This window comes from Leclercia sp. Colony189, from assembly GCF_009740165.1.
Taxonomy (GTDB): domain Bacteria; phylum Pseudomonadota; class Gammaproteobacteria; order Enterobacterales; family Enterobacteriaceae; genus Enterobacter.
In genome coordinates, this window is record NZ_CP046557.1 from 4,070,156 (window position 1) to 4,087,041 (window position 16,886).

General features: G+C 49.7%; 13 protein-coding genes and 2 pseudogenes. 4 read left to right on the forward strand and 11 right to left on the reverse strand.

Annotation, left to right across the window (positions count from 1 at the left end):
• Positions 1 to 120: 120 nt before the first annotated feature.
• Complete coding sequence (locus GNG29_RS19365) at positions 121 to 1,254, reverse strand: glutathione-independent formaldehyde dehydrogenase (protein WP_022651297.1); 1,134 nt, start codon at positions 1,252 to 1,254, stop codon at positions 121 to 123.
• A gap of 431 nt (positions 1,255 to 1,685) precedes the next feature.
• On the opposite strand from GNG29_RS19365, the gene GNG29_RS19370 reads away from it, so the two are divergent.
• Together GNG29_RS19370 and GNG29_RS19375 are read left to right on the forward strand one after the other, a co-directional pair.
• The gene (locus tag GNG29_RS19370; protein WP_022649401.1) at positions 1,686 to 2,012 is read left to right on the forward strand and encodes a four-helix bundle copper-binding protein; all 327 of its coding nucleotides are present in this window, start codon (positions 1,686 to 1,688) and stop codon (positions 2,010 to 2,012) included.
• 447 nt (positions 2,013 to 2,459) lie between these two features.
• Positions 2,460 to 3,056 (forward strand): annotated as a pseudogene (locus GNG29_RS19375) (LysR substrate-binding domain-containing protein); the annotation flags it as partial.
• 41 nt (positions 3,057 to 3,097) lie between these two features.
• Here the strand turns inward: GNG29_RS19375 and GNG29_RS19380 are convergent.
• The 5 genes from GNG29_RS19380 to GNG29_RS19400 all read right to left on the reverse strand — a co-directional run bounded on the left by GNG29_RS19380 (position 3,098) and on the right by GNG29_RS19400 (position 7,812).
• Positions 3,098 to 3,757: an SDR family oxidoreductase gene (locus GNG29_RS19380; RefSeq protein ID WP_007897903.1), complete on the reverse strand. Its 660-nt coding sequence runs from the start codon at positions 3,755 to 3,757 to the stop codon at positions 3,098 to 3,100.
• Between the two features lie 294 nt (positions 3,758 to 4,051).
• Positions 4,052 to 4,888, reverse strand: coding sequence for a helix-turn-helix transcriptional regulator (locus GNG29_RS19385; protein ID WP_023279881.1), 837 nt, complete (start codon positions 4,886 to 4,888; stop codon positions 4,052 to 4,054).
• A gap of 75 nt (positions 4,889 to 4,963) precedes the next feature.
• The gene (locus tag GNG29_RS19390; protein ID WP_023279882.1) at positions 4,964 to 5,815 is read right to left on the reverse strand and encodes a DMT family transporter; all 852 of its coding nucleotides are present in this window, start codon (positions 5,813 to 5,815) and stop codon (positions 4,964 to 4,966) included.
• A 106-nt stretch (positions 5,816 to 5,921) separates the two neighbouring features.
• Positions 5,922 to 6,797, reverse strand: coding sequence for an MBL fold metallo-hydrolase (locus GNG29_RS19395; protein WP_017384065.1), 876 nt, complete (start codon positions 6,795 to 6,797; stop codon positions 5,922 to 5,924).
• Between the two features lie 82 nt (positions 6,798 to 6,879).
• The gene (locus GNG29_RS19400) at positions 6,880 to 7,812 is read right to left on the reverse strand and encodes a LysR family transcriptional regulator (RefSeq protein WP_158002126.1); all 933 of its coding nucleotides are present in this window, start codon (positions 7,810 to 7,812) and stop codon (positions 6,880 to 6,882) included.
• 260 nt (positions 7,813 to 8,072) lie between these two features.
• Between GNG29_RS19400 and GNG29_RS19405 the strand changes: the two genes are divergently transcribed.
• Together GNG29_RS19405 and GNG29_RS19410 are read left to right on the forward strand one after the other, a co-directional pair.
• Positions 8,073 to 9,197, forward strand: coding sequence for an alkene reductase (locus GNG29_RS19405; RefSeq protein ID WP_156655225.1), 1,125 nt, complete (start codon positions 8,073 to 8,075; stop codon positions 9,195 to 9,197).
• 95 nt (positions 9,198 to 9,292) lie between these two features.
• A complete protein-coding gene (locus GNG29_RS19410; protein ID WP_032415288.1) occupies positions 9,293 to 9,601 on the forward strand; it encodes a helix-turn-helix transcriptional regulator in 309 nt (102 codons plus the stop codon).
• Positions 9,602 to 10,147: 546 nt separating this feature from the next.
• Here the strand turns inward: GNG29_RS19410 and GNG29_RS19415 are convergent.
• The 5 genes and pseudogenes from GNG29_RS19415 to GNG29_RS19435 all read right to left on the reverse strand — a co-directional run.
• A pseudogene (locus tag GNG29_RS19415) lies at positions 10,148 to 10,836 on the reverse strand (IS3 family transposase); the annotation flags it as partial.
• A 90-nt stretch (positions 10,837 to 10,926) separates the two neighbouring features.
• On the reverse strand, positions 10,927 to 11,355 hold the full coding sequence (locus GNG29_RS19420) for a hypothetical protein (RefSeq protein WP_017384060.1): 429 nt from the start codon (positions 11,353 to 11,355) through the stop codon (positions 10,927 to 10,929).
• 3 nt (positions 11,356 to 11,358) lie between these two features.
• Positions 11,359 to 13,476 (reverse strand): hypothetical protein, encoded by a 2,118-nt coding sequence (locus GNG29_RS19425; RefSeq protein WP_017384059.1) that lies wholly within the window; start codon positions 13,474 to 13,476, stop codon positions 11,359 to 11,361.
• Positions 13,464 to 15,230 (reverse strand): hypothetical protein, encoded by a 1,767-nt coding sequence (locus GNG29_RS19430; protein ID WP_007897920.1) that lies wholly within the window; start codon positions 15,228 to 15,230, stop codon positions 13,464 to 13,466. The genes GNG29_RS19425 and GNG29_RS19430 overlap by 13 nt, the downstream gene beginning before the upstream one ends.
• The gene (locus tag GNG29_RS19435) at positions 15,217 to 16,464 is read right to left on the reverse strand and encodes a site-specific integrase (protein WP_007897923.1); all 1,248 of its coding nucleotides are present in this window, start codon (positions 16,462 to 16,464) and stop codon (positions 15,217 to 15,219) included. Before GNG29_RS19435 ends, GNG29_RS19430 begins: the two co-directional genes overlap by 14 nt.
• Between the last annotated feature and the right edge of the window lie 422 nt (positions 16,465 to 16,886).

Here is a 16,886-nt window from a genome sequence, read left to right on the forward strand (position 1 = left end):
TGGAAGCGCCTGGCAGCTGAAAGTATGAATAATAACGCCCTGACAGGATATTTTATTGCACCCTGTCAAAAGTCATACATTCTTTCCCGGTTTTTGCTTTCTCATACCGGATAACTCTATTTAAGGCTTAAGGATAACCTTCGTCCATCCTTCATCCCGCTCATCGAAGTGCTTATATCCGGCAGGAGCCTCTTCAAGCGAAAGACGATGAGAAATTATTTTGCCCGGACTGGCTTTATCGTGATGGATGAGGCGAGACAGCTGACGGTTATAGGCCTTAACGTTCGCCTGGCCGGTACGGATTGCCTGTCCTTTAAACCAGAAACTCCCAAAATCAAATGGCATCTTACCCTCTCTGGCAAGCTCCGATTCAGCCCCCGGATCCTGAGGAATAAAGACGCCAACCACACCAATTCCCCCGGTTGCTTTCGTCGACGCAACAAGACTGTTCATGGTAACAGAGTTATCTTCATGGCCATGTTTGTTACAGCACTGATAGCCAACACATTCGCAGCCACAATCCGTACCGCGTCCATCCGTCAGGTCGAGAATTTTTTGTACAGCTTCATCGCCAGTAGCATTGATGCCCGTCGCCCCCATTTTTTCAGCCAGAGCCAACCGGTCTGTGTGCGTATCAACCACAAACACCTGTGAAGCACCTTTAATGATCGCCGAATGAGCTGCCATCAAACCGACCGGCCCCGCGCCATAAATGGCCACGCTTTCACCAGGCTTCAATCCGGCAAGTTCTGTTGCATGCCAGCCGGTAGGAAAAATGTCAGAGAGCATCACATAATCATCTTCTTTTTCTGCCGCATCAGGGGGAAGAACAAGGCAGTTAAAGTCGGCAAATGGCACCCGAAGCAGTTCCGCCTGACCTCCCTCCCAGGGACCCATTTCAGCAAAACCATAAGCTGCGCCTGCCGTACCCGGATTGGTAGTGAGACAAAAGCCGGTCAGACCTTTTTCACAGTTTTCGCAAAAACCACATCCCACGTTAAACGGCAGACAAACATAGTCGCCCACCTTAATACGTTCAACGCCTGAGCCAATTTCGACCACTTCACCCAGGTTTTCGTGACCCAGAATCCGTCCCTGTTCAAAGCTGGTCCGGCCCTCATACATGTGCAAGTCCGACCCACAAATGTTGGTGGTGGTGATGCGGACGAGTACATCCGTGGGGCGGACAATTTTCGCATCCGGTACGTCTTTTACTTTTACATCATAAGGACCGTTGTAAATTACTGCTTTCATGATCTTCTCCTTCTTGCGTGCGGAAAGGAAATGCTGCCCCGCGGATTGGGGTATCAATCGAGTTTAGCTGCCATAACAGATCTCGCGATCGGCGAAAGGACGATTAGGATGTTTCTTAACTAAGTGCATTGAAGTCTGTAAGACAGGTACTTACCGATGAAGGCTGCCTGGAAAACGTAAAAACATCACACGTTAATCCGGTTTTTTTAAGCAGGCAAGGGATTACGGACAGCTTTGAGCGAGAAGCGGATAAAGTAAATCTATCTCATTTCTGCATTGTGCCAGAAGTAGACATAGGTGAATTAGGTAACCCTAGAGATGCACTTTGAATCAATGATATGAAATGCTGAAAAGGTAATTAACTAATTCAAAATTTGAATAATCAGTTATCTCTTCCATGCTTAATACGTAACCTTAGCTAAGGAGAAATTATGTTAGACGAATACAAAAAATGCATCGAAGCCTGTTATCTATGTGCAACGGCATGTGATAACTGTGCGGCTTCGTGTCTCGACGAAGAGAATCTGGAGATGATGCGCGAGTGCATAAAACTGGATATGCAGTGTGCAAATATCTGCCGTCTTGCAGCTCAATTCATGACACTAAATAGCGGGTCTGCCCAGGATCTTTGCCGTCTTTGCGCTGATGTTTGTCAGAAGTGCGGTGACGAGTGTGGAAAGCATGAACATGACCATTGTCAGGATTGCTCAAGCGCTTGTCATCACTGCGCCGAACAATGCAGAAAGATGGCCGCCTGAGAAAAACTCAAATTACCAAACCCGCTTCGGCGGGGTTTTATATTCCCGGTAATAAGTCGTAGAAGGATGAGATAGATGAGTTTAAGAGTACGGGCGGGAAATAGATCTACTCGAAAGTACTAGCCTCAATGACAAATTCTGGCACAGATTATTTGATTGGCTCAATGTCCGTTTTCGCTGACAGCGGACTGCACCCCGCCGGGGTGACCGCTTCGTGCCAGAATTGGACGTTTCCAAAATCTGCATGCACTAATCGGTGGAGAGCAGATCTCACTGCATAGCCATGCAGACGCGCAGAAATCATCAGGGGCGTTTGAAAGGTGCCGGAAACAGGCGGGAGGCCGCAGAAACGTGCTGAGGGCGCCTGCGGCGGTGCGCCCAAGGGTTGTTATGTTTAATATGGCAGAACTTTCCTGTCGCTATCATTTTGACGCCCGCTATTCGCTCATAGATATGCCTGTCGCGTTTGCGGCTTTACTTGTTATACCCAACCTGCCTGATTTTTATCGCCAGCATCCCGGAATTGAAATTATCCTGAGCAGCTCAGACCGCCGACGGAATATGCTGCATGATGGCCTGGACTGCATACTGAGGGTGGGGGAGCTGGACGATGGCGACTATATCGCAAAGGAGGTGGGAACCGTTAAAATGACGACCTGCGCCAGTCCTGCGTATCTTGATCAACACGGCACCCCGGAAACAATGGACGAGTTGCAGCAGCATCAGGCCGTCAACTGGATTAACAGCAGCAACAGACAAGTTATGCCCTGGACATTCGGGACGTCAGAGGGCTCCACCGAAATTGAACTTCCAGGCAGGCTTGTCGTGGATAACTCAGAAGCCTACATTGCAGCAGGCCTGGCGGGGCTGGGAATACTACAGGGCATGAATATTTTTTTGCAGCCTTATCTCGATCGCGGGCTGTTGGTAGAGGTTCTGCCAGATAATACGTCCCCGAATCGCAAACTGTAACTTCTGTATCCGCACCGCCATCTCTCCCGAAAAGTACGGGCGTTTACCGACTGGCTGGAAAGTTTATTGTAAACGCCTGGGGGCCTGCAGCCTGCTGGTACGTGCGCTGCCTTTTATCGGCCCGCCAGCTTCTGTATGGCTTCACGGACAGGAGCATCGCCAGACGTCAGCTCAATGATGACGCGGCTGACGGCAGGTTGCTCAATGAGTTCAGCCAGCGTAGCCGCCACGTCATCACGGGGCACGTTACCATACGGGATGGCCAGGCCGGCACGTACATAACCCGTACCAGTCTTATCCTGCAGCGCGCCGGGGCGCAGGATCACCCAGTCAAGCTCGCTTTGTGCTAGTTCCACATCGGCCATTTTTTTAACACGCATATAATTTTCGAATGATTCAGAAGTGGTTTCTCCCCGTGCGGACTCCGGGAATGCAGAAACGAGCAGAAAGCGAGACACACCGGCACTGAGGGCGGCAGCTACCGACTTTTTCAGCCCTTCGCCGTCGACCGCATTGGTCATCTCCTGTCCCCCCTTACCGCCGGCACCGGCAGTAAACACCACTGTATCACTACCTGCAAAGTGCATCGCCAGCGCAGCTGCATCCAGCTCTGTCAGGCTCCCACTGACGGGCTCAGCACCCAGCTCGCCTAGCAATGCCTGCTGCTCTGGCTTACGGTAGAGGGCACGAACAGCATGCCCCCTACCTGAAAGGATCCTGCACAGACGCTGGCCGATTTTGCCTGCACCACCGATAATGAAAACATGAACCACAGTTGTCTCCTTCTGGGGTTATGATGTGTCCGAAATTATAACCTGACATCAGGTCAGTTCCTTTGAGCCTGACCGATTGCACTGCATGCTGCTGCCAGCACCAGACAGCTGGTCAGATACTCAGTTGTTCTTATAGCTGAGAACAACAGCCGTACCGATTTAGCTCTCCCGTCACGATGAGAACTCCTGAACCGGTTACACGCAATGCCGGCCAATATCTTCCGTTATATTCGAAAGATCCACGCAAGTTACTGAAGTGCGAGGGACGCAATGTGTACCTTGAACGAACTGAAGTCAGCGGAACCCTGAAGGTTCGATTCCATAGCGTTCAGAAAACTGCTTGCTGAAGCTCGATAGTGAATTGTAACCCACCCGCCCCGCGACCGTTTTTACCGGCAGCGTCGATGTCATCAGCAGGCGGAGAGCCTCCGCGATACGTGCATCGGCGATAACTGAGCGTAAGCTGGTTGACTCACTGGCCAGGTGGCGCCGAAGCGTGGGGCCACTGAGTCCCGTCAGATCTTCAATTTCAGCAGCACTCCAGGGATGAGCCGGTTTGTCCGCTACCATCTGACGGATTTTCATGGCCAGACTTGGCTGCCGGGCTCGCAGCAAAGCATGGTATCCCATGCCATAAAGCCAGAGCACCACTTCAACCATGGCGTGCAGGGAAAGCGGACGCTTCCCTTCCCGCATTGCGGCTGTCCAGCGGTTAAGGGGTGAAAGAAGAGCTGATACGGAAATGGCTGCGATGCTGCCGGTGTCCTGTGGTGGTGGTGCGGCAAGTAACAGCCTGGCTGCTTCAAGCTGTTCCTCCGCGAGCACCACGCTCAGGGCAACAAACTCACCACTTTGTTCTGAAGGGGCATATTCTATATCGATGCTACGGGCATTCGGGACGACCATAATCTCGCCCGGGATCACCCGGTGCCATTTCTCATTTTCACGATACCGGAATTCTCCTTCCAGCGGGAAGGAAAGGGTCGCACCTTCCACCTCGAACTTCTTTACCTGATGCGTCTGTTCTGCGCGAAGGCAATCGCAGGGAAGTGGAAAACGGGAGCGTGCCAGGGTAAGAAGCTCAGCGAGGAGATCATCAACGGGAGAATCGGAAAAGCTGACTGTTTGCATATTCATCCGGAATTTGACTTTGACCGCTATTATACGTCGCCATATACAAAAGCATACAGCGACGCGTGCGGTTGTCTATTCCCGGATGACAAAAATCAGGCCGATTATAGTTATTGCCATACCCACAAGCATGGGCAATGTAATGGCCTCTCCAAACAGCAACCACGCTTCAGCTGCCGTGAGAATGGGAACCAGGTAAAAGTAAGTAGCGACTTTGGTTGCTTCACCGCTTCGTATCATAAAAATCAGCAACATAATCGCCAGAACCGATACGCCAATAACCAGCCAGCCCAGACCCAGCGCAAATGATAAGCTCCACTGCGTCGGAGCAGATTCGAACATCAGGCTAATTGCACCCATCGATATTGTCAAAGTGACGTACTGTAAAAACGTGTTCGCAAAGATATGTCCATCTCCCTGAGCACGGCGCTGATAAAGCGCTCCGATCGTTACGCCAAATAACCCCAGCATGACCGACCCAAAAGCCACAGGATCCAGTGCAAAACTATGCTGGCCTGGCGAGAGCACCAGGAAAACGCCCGCAAAGCCAATCGCAATACCCAGCCATTTCCGGGGATGCAGGGACTGACGGTGCATGAGTGAAACCAGTATTGCAGTCAGTACCGGCTGCAGGCCGGTGATGAGCGCCACAATGCCTGACGGCATGCCACGATGGATGGCATAAAAGCATCCGCCCAGAAAGAAGCTCTGCAGGAAAAGTCCGACAATCAGGTTGCGAACCATTCCTCTGCCGGACGGAAAACGGGCCCTGAACCCCAGTGTAAGCAGCAGAAGGACCAGACAGGAAAATGCGCCACGCAGGAATAAAAGATGAAACGGCGCGCTGTACTGCACGGTAAATTTGGCTGCGACAAACCCTGACTCCAGAGGAATACAAAAAGCCAGGGCGCAAGAGTAATGAGCCATTTTTTTGTGAGGCAGTGATATTCATAGTATTGCAGGTGGGTTCTTGTCGGGCGATATGAAAGGGGATCTTCCCGGTCACTATTGTGTGCACCGGGAAGGAAGGTGATCAGACTGCGGGTGACCACAGGTCGTAATTCAGTGCGAAGCTGTTACCTTCACGGATAACCTTACCGGTAGTAGGCAGGTTGAAGTGCATACCACTGACAGCCAGGTTATCGCTCGCTGCGCGGTCAAGCACTTTGCTACGGATGGCCGCCGCCGCCGCAGGATCGCTGTCGAACGCGATAGTAACGTCAGGCTGAGCAACCTGAATGTGCGGGAAGTGAACAATATCACCCCAGATGAGCAGCGACTCTTTTTCATCACCCAGCAGATAACCGGTATGTCCTGGTGTATGGCCGAACAGCGGTACAGTCTGAATACCTGGTAAAATCGCTTCCTCGCGGAATGGCACCAGTTTGTCGTCATAAGCGCTGAAGGCGTTCCTTGCTACTTCAAAGAACGGCTTGAATGCGTCAGGCGCGCCAGCGGAAATGGTTTCATCACGCCAGAAAGCGAGTTCTTTCTCATGCACAAACAACTGCTGAACATTGCGGAAAACGGGAGTCTGCAGGGGGCCTGCAAGCCCGCCGATATGGTCAGGATGCGCGTGAGTCAGGAGAAGGGTATCAATCTGAAGCGGGTCAATGCCTGCCGCGGCCAGGGCTACCTGAAGCCGACCGCCCCAGCCATTGATACCTCCGGCACCACTGTCAATCAGGATGGTTCGCTCAGGCGTCTGGATAACGTAGACGTTGATATTAATACGGGGTACTGCTGGCACACCGCGCTTCTGCAGTAAATCCTCGGCACGTGAGCCGTCAATACCAGACAGCAGCTCAAAAGATACGTCCAGATAGCCATCACTCAGCATGGTCACAGTCATGTCACCTACTTTTTTGCGATTGATAGCCGGGGCCTGCCAGTTCAGTTGTGAAGTCATATTGGTCTCCGTTACGATTAGAGGTCATCAGGTTTTACTTTAGCAATAGTAACGAAATTTCTGGTTCGAACTGCTCATCCTGCTACGTAAACCGCTCATTCTTAAAATCCGGAGCACAGCAGGTTATATTGCTTTTGCCTTTCTCATGTAAGGTGTCGGTATTATCTTTACCGGAGCCTGTAATGGACATTATTGGAATTATCATGTCGGCGGGAAAAGCCTCTGACCAGTCCTCAAGCACCCGACAATAGTGTCCCGCCTCAATCCCCGCCAGGGCAGAAGACTCCGGCAGGTAGGCCAGGCCGTAGCCATCTTTTACTGCCTGAAGCATTGGATAAATGCTTGAAAAAGTAAGCTGCCCGTCCACTTTTTTCACAATCTCCCCCTGCCTGACAAATTCCCAGCCATACAGCGGGCCTGTGGGTGACAGACGTATATTGATGCAGTCATGTTTTTCCAGCTGAGAGGGATGTAGCGGCAGACCTCTTTCTGCAAGATAGGTGGACGATCCAATGACGACAAACCGTATGTCCGGTGCGATTCGGACGGCCACCATATCCTTTAATATGTCATCACCAATTCGGACTCCGGCATCAAAATTGCCCTCAACAATGTCGACAAAACCGTTCTGCTGCGACATTTCCACCTTGATATCCGAATATTTTTTTAGTAACGGTGACAATCGTGGCCAGAGACATTCATGAATCATGTGATCTGATACCGTAAGTCTGACCAGCCCAGCCGGTGTATGGCGCAGTCTCTGAAGAGCTGTCACGCCCGCTTCAATGCGCGCAAGACCGGGTTCAAGCGTCAGTAATAATTGTTTACCGGCTTCGGTGACAGCCACCCGCCTGGTTGTACGCATAAGTAACGGCATGCCAACGCGCTCCTCGAGACGACGTATCGTGTGTGAAAGCGTGGATGCCGAGATCCCGAGGCGGACAGCAGCCCGTGAAAAACTGCACTCCTGTGCTACTGCCATGAATGCAACATAGTCATTAAAATCGTGACGCATACCGTTCCCGTTCAGGATCTCCGATAACATTATCAGAACCATTTAGGTTCATGATGCCGATTCTGTGAGCCATCAGGCAACCCCCCCGTTCCGCTCATCCGATCATAATTTTTATAAATCTAGATATTGGTAAATCTCAATATGTGGAATAAAGTGTCGTGGTTCTGCGGCTACATCGGCCGAACGACGACATGCCAGGTCGTAAATGCTGAGACATGGCGTTTCAGTGATATTGAAAATTCGCTATATCAGGATATGTAATGAAGACGAAAAACCTGTTCTCTCCCACCAGACTAGGTCCCTACACCCTGAAGAATCGTGTTGTACTTCCGCCTTTAACCCGCTCACGGAGCTCACAACCGGGTGATATTCCGAACGAACTGATGGCTGAATATTACGCACAGCGCAGCAGTGCCGGGTTTATGGTGACCGAAGGAACACAAATCGAACCTCGTGGGCAGGGTTATGCGTGGACCCCGGGGATCTACAGCTCACGGCAAGTGGAAGGCTGGAAGAAAGTGACGCGGGCAGTGCATGAAAAAGAAGGCATCATTTTTGCCCAGCTCTGGCATGTCGGAAGAGTATCCCATAACTCCCTGCAGCCATGTAACGCCTCGCCTGTCGCTCCGTCGGCGATACCGGCAGGGGAAAACGTTAAGGTATTCATCGAAACCGGGCCGGGAGAGGGTGCGCTGGCTACCGCTTCCTGCCCCCGCGCACTGGAAAAAGAGGAAATTAGTGAGATTGTCAGGATGTACGCCGGGGCAGCTCAGAACGCCCTTGATGCCGGTTTTGACGGTGTGGAAAGTCACTGTGCAAATGGATACCTGGTTAACCAGTTCATGTCATCCCATAGCAACAAAAGAGAGGATGAATATGGTGGCTCATTACATAACCGGCTGCGGTTTCTGCGCGAAGTGACGCAGGCTGTCGCTGATGTGGTCGGTAAAGACCGTGTGGGAGTCCGTTTTGCTCCGCTCTTTCAGACCACGGATGAAGTAAGGGTCTATCTTGGCCTGGTGGAAGATGATCCCCATGAAACCTATACCGAAGCCGTTAAAATTCTTGAAGAAATCGGAATAGCCTATATTTCTCTTGCTGAAGCCGACTGGGATGATGCTCCCGAATTGCCTGAAGCATTCAGAGCTGAAGTCCGTAAGTTATTCAGCGGTGTAATTATGTATGCCGGGCGATATACGCAAGAAAAAGCCGAACGGATTATCGGTGCTGGCTGGGGAGACATTATCGGATTTGGCCGCCCGTTCATAGCTAATCCGGATTTACCGCAGCGCCTTTATCATGAATGGCCACTGAATCCGGTCGATCCAACAACCATGTATGGTGGAACGGCAAAAGGCTACACAGATTATCCCGCCTTTGGCTAACCATTCTTATGAGCATCAGCTTTTCAAAAGCTGATGCTTAACGTAGAGAAGTATCGTAACATTGCAATTCCTCAATGCGACAAGTGACAGAGTTTATGCCTGATATTGATTTGAATGACGTGATTAAGGCGCTGGGAAACCCTGTTAGAAGAAAAATTCTGCATATGCTCAAGGAACCGAAAATACACTTCCATCAGCCTTATGCTGATGCGGACGAGTTCGGTGTGTGTGTCAGTATCATTCAGGAAAAGGTCGGGCTCTCACAGTCTACCGTTTCTCTTTACCTCTCAGCTCTTCAACGGGCACAACTTGTTACTTCTCAGCGCATCGGTCCCTGGACGTACTACAAACGTGACAATGATAAAATAAGGGTTGTTCTTGAGTTGCTGAAAAATACAATCTGATACAGGACTGAGCACATTCAGTGTAACAGTACCGGGGGTTCGTACTTGCGATCCCGGCAGGCATTCCATGAAAGCGCACTAATTCCTCAATATCAGGCTGCAGACCGGTCATAAGAGGCTAATAGTTTTGCAAAATATCCACCAGTTTGGGTCAAATCACTCTGTCGGTTGGTGTGCATACTCGGTGCAAGGACCTGCAGATATTTAAGATGGCGGATAGCTTGTTACAGTGCCGCTGATGACATTCCGACCCTGTTGCCGTCCGGGTAAGATAATACCTCTGACAGCGGTCATAAAAGCCCAACATAATTGTCTTTCGAGCCATATATTAATCGCTCATCGCGCTCTCTTTTTCGAAGAGGTGTCACTTAATCATGATCGGTCAGTACAAAAAGACAGTGCTTTTCCAAATTCCGGACGGTTGTATGCGAAAACGGTGAAGCTCAACAAATGGTGTCATCGCTGTGCAATGCTCTGCGGGCTCATTCTTTCAGTTAACTGTTTGGTTACAGCTTCAATGAAGTATTTCAGTTAATTCACAGCGAGGGTTTGAGGAAACCACGCTGTGATTACCCAACGCTCATCCGGAGCATCCGGATTGAACTGTCGCTGGAGCTTGTTGGGCGACACGATACTGGCCTCGCCTTTACATGCCCTCGGGCTCCGGTATCCGACCTGAGCCTTTATCCCGACACGTTTCATCAGTCGCCAGACTCTGTTCACTCCGCACTGTTGCCCGCTGTCCCGCAGATCCAGATGGATTTTGCGATAACCATAGACGCATCCCGATTCCAGCCAGAACTGTTTAATCTGTCCTGTCAGTCTCAGGTCTGCCTGATGGCGTTGTGAATGCGGCTGCTGAAGCCAGGCGTAAAAACCACTGGGATGTTCATCCAGCACCCGACAGAGCAGGCGAACAGGCCAGCAATAGGTGTTGTCACGAATAAAGGCGTACCTCAGTCGGACAGCTTTGCGAAGTACGCCGCGGCTTTTTTTAATATGTCCCGTTCGTCGGTAACCCGCTTCAGCTCTTTCTGAAGACGGCGGATCTCGGCCTGAGCATCTGACTGTTCTTTATTAGTGGAAGAATCCGGACCGTAGTTCTTTATCCAGGCGTAAAGGCTGTGGGTGGTGATATCGAGACGCGTTGCAACGCTGGCAACAGAATAACCGCGATCAACAACCTGTTTGACTGCTTCAATTTTAAACTCTTCAGGATAACGCTTACCGCTCATGGGCACCTCTCTTTAAGTCATCTTAAATGACTCTGAGGTGTCTGTTAAACCTGTGGCGATTCACCTCGCGTCCTTCCGTTCAGTATAGCCTCAGTCCCTGACACCACCCGAGAACGGAATGACGTCCCCTTTCTCCCTCCCGGTGTTGCGTTCAAGCTCCCTGACATACTGCTGTAAAAGTATAAGGTTATGTAACAGCTCTACATTTTCAGCCATCATCTTTTTGATTTCTTCCCTCAGCTCATTTCTCTGACGGCGATACTTTTCTTTCAGCTTGATCTGCTGCTCAATGCCCTGCTCATCAACCGGCGCGGTGCCCTGGCACGTTTTTTTCAGACTGCGGATAGCCTCCCTGACCTGCCTGTACTCAGGACAGTTATAATTCAGGGTGCCGTTTGCCAGCCCCGCTCGTTTTTCCACAGCATACTGGCTGATACGCTCCCCTGATAACATCAGTTCCCTCAGGGCCTGCTCTGCTCTTGCCTGTGTTTTTTTAACCCCCGACTGTTCGTTCGTCATGCTCTATTCATCCTTTTCAAAAAAACGGACAGCATCTGCATAAAAATCTCTCTCAAGCATCAGAAAATCCCTGTCAGCCTGAGGAGCATTATTTCGCACGGCAATCTCCAGAAGGTTGTCATAATGAGCCATCCTGCGTTTCCACACGGGAACAGAATCAGCTCCGGCCAGCATGTTCTCACATCCCGGATTGCAGGACGCTGACTGAACAACCGCCTTAAACTCGCAGTCATGGCCATTCATGCAATAAAAACCGTTTCCAAGAGATACCAGTTTTTGCCCGCCTCGTTTAGCCATGCTCATCGCTTTTTTCAGTGTAGGAAACGTCATCTGATGTAAGTGCCCACCTCTCTGGGACATCAGTAACTTCCCGCCTTCGCCATAAAGCAGGCCTTCATGCTGATAAGAAACAGCCCTGGAAGCTGAGAGTTCGGTATCAACCCTCTCAATCTCGGCAGCGAATGCCTGAGGGATCGCCCGGCTAAAATGCGAAGCGTTGAGTGCACCGGACATATACCACTCCGTCATGCCTCTGATTAAGTGCTTAAACTGCCGGATAAGATCATTAGTAGAAATCAGATCAAGACGCCTGAGGTGTACAGCAAGTGAACGGCGAAACTGATGGGTTCGCAATGGCCAGAAAGCCCCCTCCCGAATCTCCATCGCAACGCGTTCATCATCACGTATGTTTGGATTTAAAAGCCTGAACTCATCAATATGGTCACGTCGGATGAACAGATGGTGTCTTTTCACAAATTTCTTTGCCCACTCAGTCTGGCGCTGCGTCCCCATAAAAGAGAGTTTTTGCTCCGAGAACCACGACCTGATATTTAAAGACAATGGAACATTGTCCAGCGTCTTCCCGTCCAGGCCTGTCATGATTTGATTAATTCTGCGTAAATGCTGAAAAGGCTTTTCCACATAGCGACAAACAACCCAGTCTTCGTGACTTCCACCTTCCGGGGCGAACTTATGCAACACCGAACGAAGTCCCAGGATATCACCATCATAAATCAGTGAACCGTGCATCACGCCAAGCACTTCGCTGTGTCTCATCCCCGACATGGCCTGTATCACATTCATGACTTTTAACGTCAGCTCAAAATGCCAGGTGTTCAGCTTTATGTGATCAACGCCAATAAAATCAGATCTCCAGCGCTTATTTTTATGTACCGAGAACCAGCCCTGCATCCCGGGGCCAAGTGTCGCGAAAAGCGCCCGAATTTCCCCGGCAACAATATTGTAGTAATACGCGGCCCGGTAATCCGGTATGCTTTTTGCTGTCCCTCTTTTACGGGCTTCCAGCATCGACGTATAGTAAGGCGAATCATAAAAACCGTTTATGATAGCGCACAGCCGGGAAAACCCGTCAAAATCGAAATCACTGATTTCAGCATCCAGTTCAGTAATCAGCCCTTCCCAGACAGACATCATAAGACTGAAAGGCATACAATATGTCTGGTTTGAATCATCCACACTGTTGTAACTGTCGAAGCTAATATCAGGAAAGTAACCGTATTTTCGAAGACGGGTATGACCTGTCAGCGAGATATCCGCCAGGTCCATAAAGTAATTACGTAATGTTCTTTCAGAACGCTTCCTGCCGTGCTCATCCTCCTCCTTCATCTTTACAATGAAAGCATTCCGGACAAGCGGAAAACGAAGCTGAAACAGACTGCGATACCCCATAGACTCAATAATACGGGCTCCCGCCACAATGTTTGCACATTTCCGGATCAGGGACTGCGTCTTCGCGGTCCTGCCGACAATCCAGAGCAGGCTGGCTGAGATGATTTTGGCTTCAAGACGCAGTTCAGGATCCCGTATGCCTGAAAAATTAACGGTTCTTAACGTTTCACCAATATGGGTTCTGACATAGCGATTGGTCCAGACATCATCCCTGAAATAAATATTCAGCGTCTCCTCATTGATAAAACGCATATCATGTTCATCTGAGCTGGCGATAACCAGGCAGTTATTCAGACGTTCAAAGCTTTTGTTTTCTAGTGCCTCACAGATGATATCCTCAGTCGGAAACTCATCCCCTGAACGAAGCGGCGTTCCGGCAGGAAACTCCGCCATTCGACTACGGCTTACCTCTTTTTTCTTCAAATCTGCCATACCGGAGCCACACCTTCTCGCTGAAGTTTAACGCGCGCTTTTTTCAGGGTCGCCTCATCTACCAGCCCAAGCCGTAAATCAATCTTCAGGAGTAACGTTTCATAACGCTCCACAGCATTGACCGAACCGATGTACAACGGTTTTCCATACTCGATAGCATGCCTGAATGACAGCAGGAGCCATACAGACTCCAGCGTTTCCACAACGCAACTTTTTGAACATTCGACACAATGAGAAAAATCCGCACAAGCCTTTGGTGTCCGGCCAAATCGTTTTTGCTTTTTTATAAAGCGCAATTCAATATCTGTAGGCGGCTCCTGCGATCGACATCCCAGGCCATTCAATAAAAGATCCACACCCTCATCGCTTCCACGCAGATCGATCCCCAGCTCATCAGCAACTTTTACCCGCTCGGATAACGCACGTGTCGCAATCCCCTGATTCATAAGCGTATCAAGTGCAGCACTGAAGTTTTCCTTCGCCCCCTGTGGGTTACCTGCAGCATAATTCCGCCTGTAAGTGCCCCAGTTATGCTGTGCTTTTTCCGCCGTAATCAGACCATTCTTTAATGTTCTGTCCGTATACTGCTCAGACGTTTTGCGCAAGCCAGAAACGGTAATTGATGGAAGCGAGGGATTAAGCTGCCGCATCGTGGCCCACGCCCCCTCAGAGTTAGAAAATTTAGTCAGATGACTGGGATTAAGAGAATAAAGCTTACGGAATTTCACCTGCGGCTCACTCAGAAACAGCGCCTGTACCGGAGGGAAGTTATCTGCGGAAACCAGATAGTTAACGATGTCGTCCCTGAGCCTGATAAAAGACAGAAACCAGTAATAGCCCGCACGTTTGGTCACATACTCCGATTTACCTATCGTCAGACGTATATACTTATTCGCTCTCCCCTTATAAACATAATCAGTGCTGATACCCTTTTCATCCAGATGTATATCATCCCGCGTCAGACCCAGAACCTGAGAGGTGTTTCCCCATGTGTGGTAACAGAACAGAAAAAAAGAAGTAAGAAAGTAATTTTCCAGAACGTCCCTGATGATGATCTCTGCCCTGCTGACCCCGTTCTCTCCCGGATACCGGAAATACGCTTCATAAACAGGTGCCAGCAAAGACGGTGAGAAATGCCGCACCCCTTTTTCCGATTTAGCGATATGCTCCCGGATACATCCCGCAAGGAACTCATTCATGGATGACAACTGCCTCAGGATCTCGGAAAGTTCATTCCTGGTATAGCTATCCCTTCCCTGCTGCTGATACGTTCCTTTCGGTAAGAATTCATATTCATACCGCCTCTGAATCTGCCCGCCCGTAAGCAAAAACCGGTTGACCACGGACAAGTAGTGTCTTGCCATCCTGACTGAAATTTTTCGCCGACGAATATCGTTCATGAGATGTTTAATATACATTTCAACGCCTTCAGCCGTGCCATAGTCATACTGATTGACTGACTGCCATATAAAAAACATATTGAGATAACGGAAAATGGTTAACCTTCCGGCGGGACGGTAAGACAGAAGAAATCGTTTCAGAGAGGCAATAAAATCGCGTTTTTCAGGGCGGGCAAGATGCGAATGTTCACTAAACCATCCGGGGAGCAACACATAATCTGAAAAATGAGCCTGAAGATAAACGTCAAGTAAATAATATCGGTTCAGATCCCGCTGAGTGATGTGTCCGCTGACCGTCTCCCATGACAGCACATTTTCGGCCATCCACGTTATCTGCGTTTCACTCCGGCTCATATATGGCTCCATCGCGACCTGCAGCACCGTCAATCAATGCGTCCATGACCCCGGCGACTGCATCAGAAATCTGGTTTTGCTGAAGAAAGACGATGTATTTCATCGTCGTATTTTCGCTTTTATGGCCCATCCAGTATTTTACTGTACCCAGCGCATTTGCGGCCTGATCGGGATAGCAACTCAGTGCCGAGCGTAAAAAATGGGTCGCAAACGTTGCCCGCAAATCATGGGGTTTATGTCTGAACACATTTCCCGGAGCAGACCGGGCCAGGCGATGGCGAAAACTGTACCAGCGGGAGTAAAAGGCTTTTTCAGACATCCGTTTCCCGTTTGCCATTAAAAATAAAGGCTCGTGCCGCCCTTCCCCACCCTGTCGTGCACGCCATTTTTGGATCTTCTTTTCATACTCCTCATCCGCCAGATAATCCAGAACCTGCTCGTACAATCGTCTGGTGATGAAGAGTTCTCGCGTCATCCCAAACTTCGTATGAACTCCGCATCTCGGACCAATATGAAGCCCCCTGATGGTCAACTCAGATACAGGGACACTGGCAAGGTACTCTTCAGTAAAGAGTGACGACGGCAGGGTCAGCATTTCATCCAGCCGTAACCCACAATTTTTCATCAGCACAATCATTAAACTGAACAACCCGGACTCAGATTTCAGTGCCTCATCCAGGATATGAACCTCTGCATCATTCAGTGGGTTGATTGTCCTTTTTGTTGTGCTGGTTATCCTGATGGCAAGATCCGAACTTATCACCTTGCGTCGCCCGTCAACGACTTTTTCGACCAACGTAAAAAATGAGCTGGCAGCCAGCTCACCACACTTGCCCAGAAATACGTAAAACCGTCGGATAACGCTGATGTACACCGCCGCGGTGGATGAGGCGATGCGCCCCTGCCTTACGGCCCCCAGAAGATACTCCCTGAAGCCATATGTAGGGCTTTGGTATTTCAACGTTCCCGGGGTGAAAGGGTCAAGTCCGTTATCCTCCAGCCACCTTATCCAGCGTAAAAATGCCCGGGCTAAAGGCTTTAAATCCCTGGCCTGCAGGATAGCTTTATCCATAAGATAAAAGTGTACATATCGGCTCAGTTTTCGATTCTGGATGCCGCTAATATAAGGTATTTCAGCATACAGAAATCCGGGTTCAAATTTCAGTTTCGGCTCTGTTGCATCCAGTTTGCTGACACGCCCATAACGCGCATGAATGTTAGTGATTATCCTCACAGTCTGTCGCCCTGAAACGCCACCTCATGCCTACACTATAAATCCGGAAGAAGAAAAAACAAACAACCAGGTTGCCGGGAGTGAATATGCAAATCAGGAGGAAAGTAAAAGATGTAACGACACCATCACGATGCAATACATTGACCTCAACACGTTACCCGGACCATACGTGATAAACATCACAAATCCTTTGAGTGAAGAACTTAAGATGTGATTTTCATTTCCCGGCACAAACCGTGCCCTTAAAAAACAGGCAACGGATACATCTTAATGCCAGAAGTAAACCTTAATTGATTGAATACAGCCTGAGTCCATTGCAAAAATAACACACAGGGTAAATTCGCATATACAGAACCCAACGAAAAGCAAAAGAAACCTGTAACACATTTCGTTTACCTGTCACTTTCAATTGTAAAAGCCAG

Excerpts from the sequence above, each read along its gene's own strand:
- GNG29_RS19405 (WP_156655225.1), top strand. The coding sequence starts at position 8,073 with ATGAAGACGAAAAACCTGTTCTCTCCCACCAGACTAGGTCCCTACACC.
- GNG29_RS19395 (WP_017384065.1), bottom strand. The coding sequence starts at position 6,797 with ATGACTTCACAACTGAACTGGCAGGCCCCGGCTATCAATCGCAAAAAA.
- GNG29_RS19385 (WP_023279881.1), bottom strand. The coding sequence starts at position 4,888 with ATGCAAACAGTCAGCTTTTCCGATTCTCCCGTTGATGATCTCCTCGCT.
- GNG29_RS19410 (WP_032415288.1), top strand. The coding sequence starts at position 9,293 with ATGCCTGATATTGATTTGAATGACGTGATTAAGGCGCTGGGAAACCCT.
- GNG29_RS19430 (WP_007897920.1), bottom strand. The coding sequence starts at position 15,230 with ATGAGCCGGAGTGAAACGCAGATAACGTGGATGGCCGAAAATGTGCTG.
- GNG29_RS19420 (WP_017384060.1), bottom strand. The coding sequence starts at position 11,355 with ATGACGAACGAACAGTCGGGGGTTAAAAAAACACAGGCAAGAGCAGAG.
- GNG29_RS19370 (WP_022649401.1), top strand. The coding sequence starts at position 1,686 with ATGTTAGACGAATACAAAAAATGCATCGAAGCCTGTTATCTATGTGCA.
- GNG29_RS19425 (WP_017384059.1), bottom strand. The coding sequence starts at position 13,476 with ATGGCAGATTTGAAGAAAAAAGAGGTAAGCCGTAGTCGAATGGCGGAG.
- GNG29_RS19390 (WP_023279882.1), bottom strand. The coding sequence starts at position 5,815 with ATGGCTCATTACTCTTGCGCCCTGGCTTTTTGTATTCCTCTGGAGTCA.
- GNG29_RS19365 (WP_022651297.1), bottom strand. The coding sequence starts at position 1,254 with ATGAAAGCAGTAATTTACAACGGTCCTTATGATGTAAAAGTAAAAGAC.
- GNG29_RS19400 (WP_158002126.1), bottom strand. The coding sequence starts at position 7,812 with ATGCGTCACGATTTTAATGACTATGTTGCATTCATGGCAGTAGCACAG.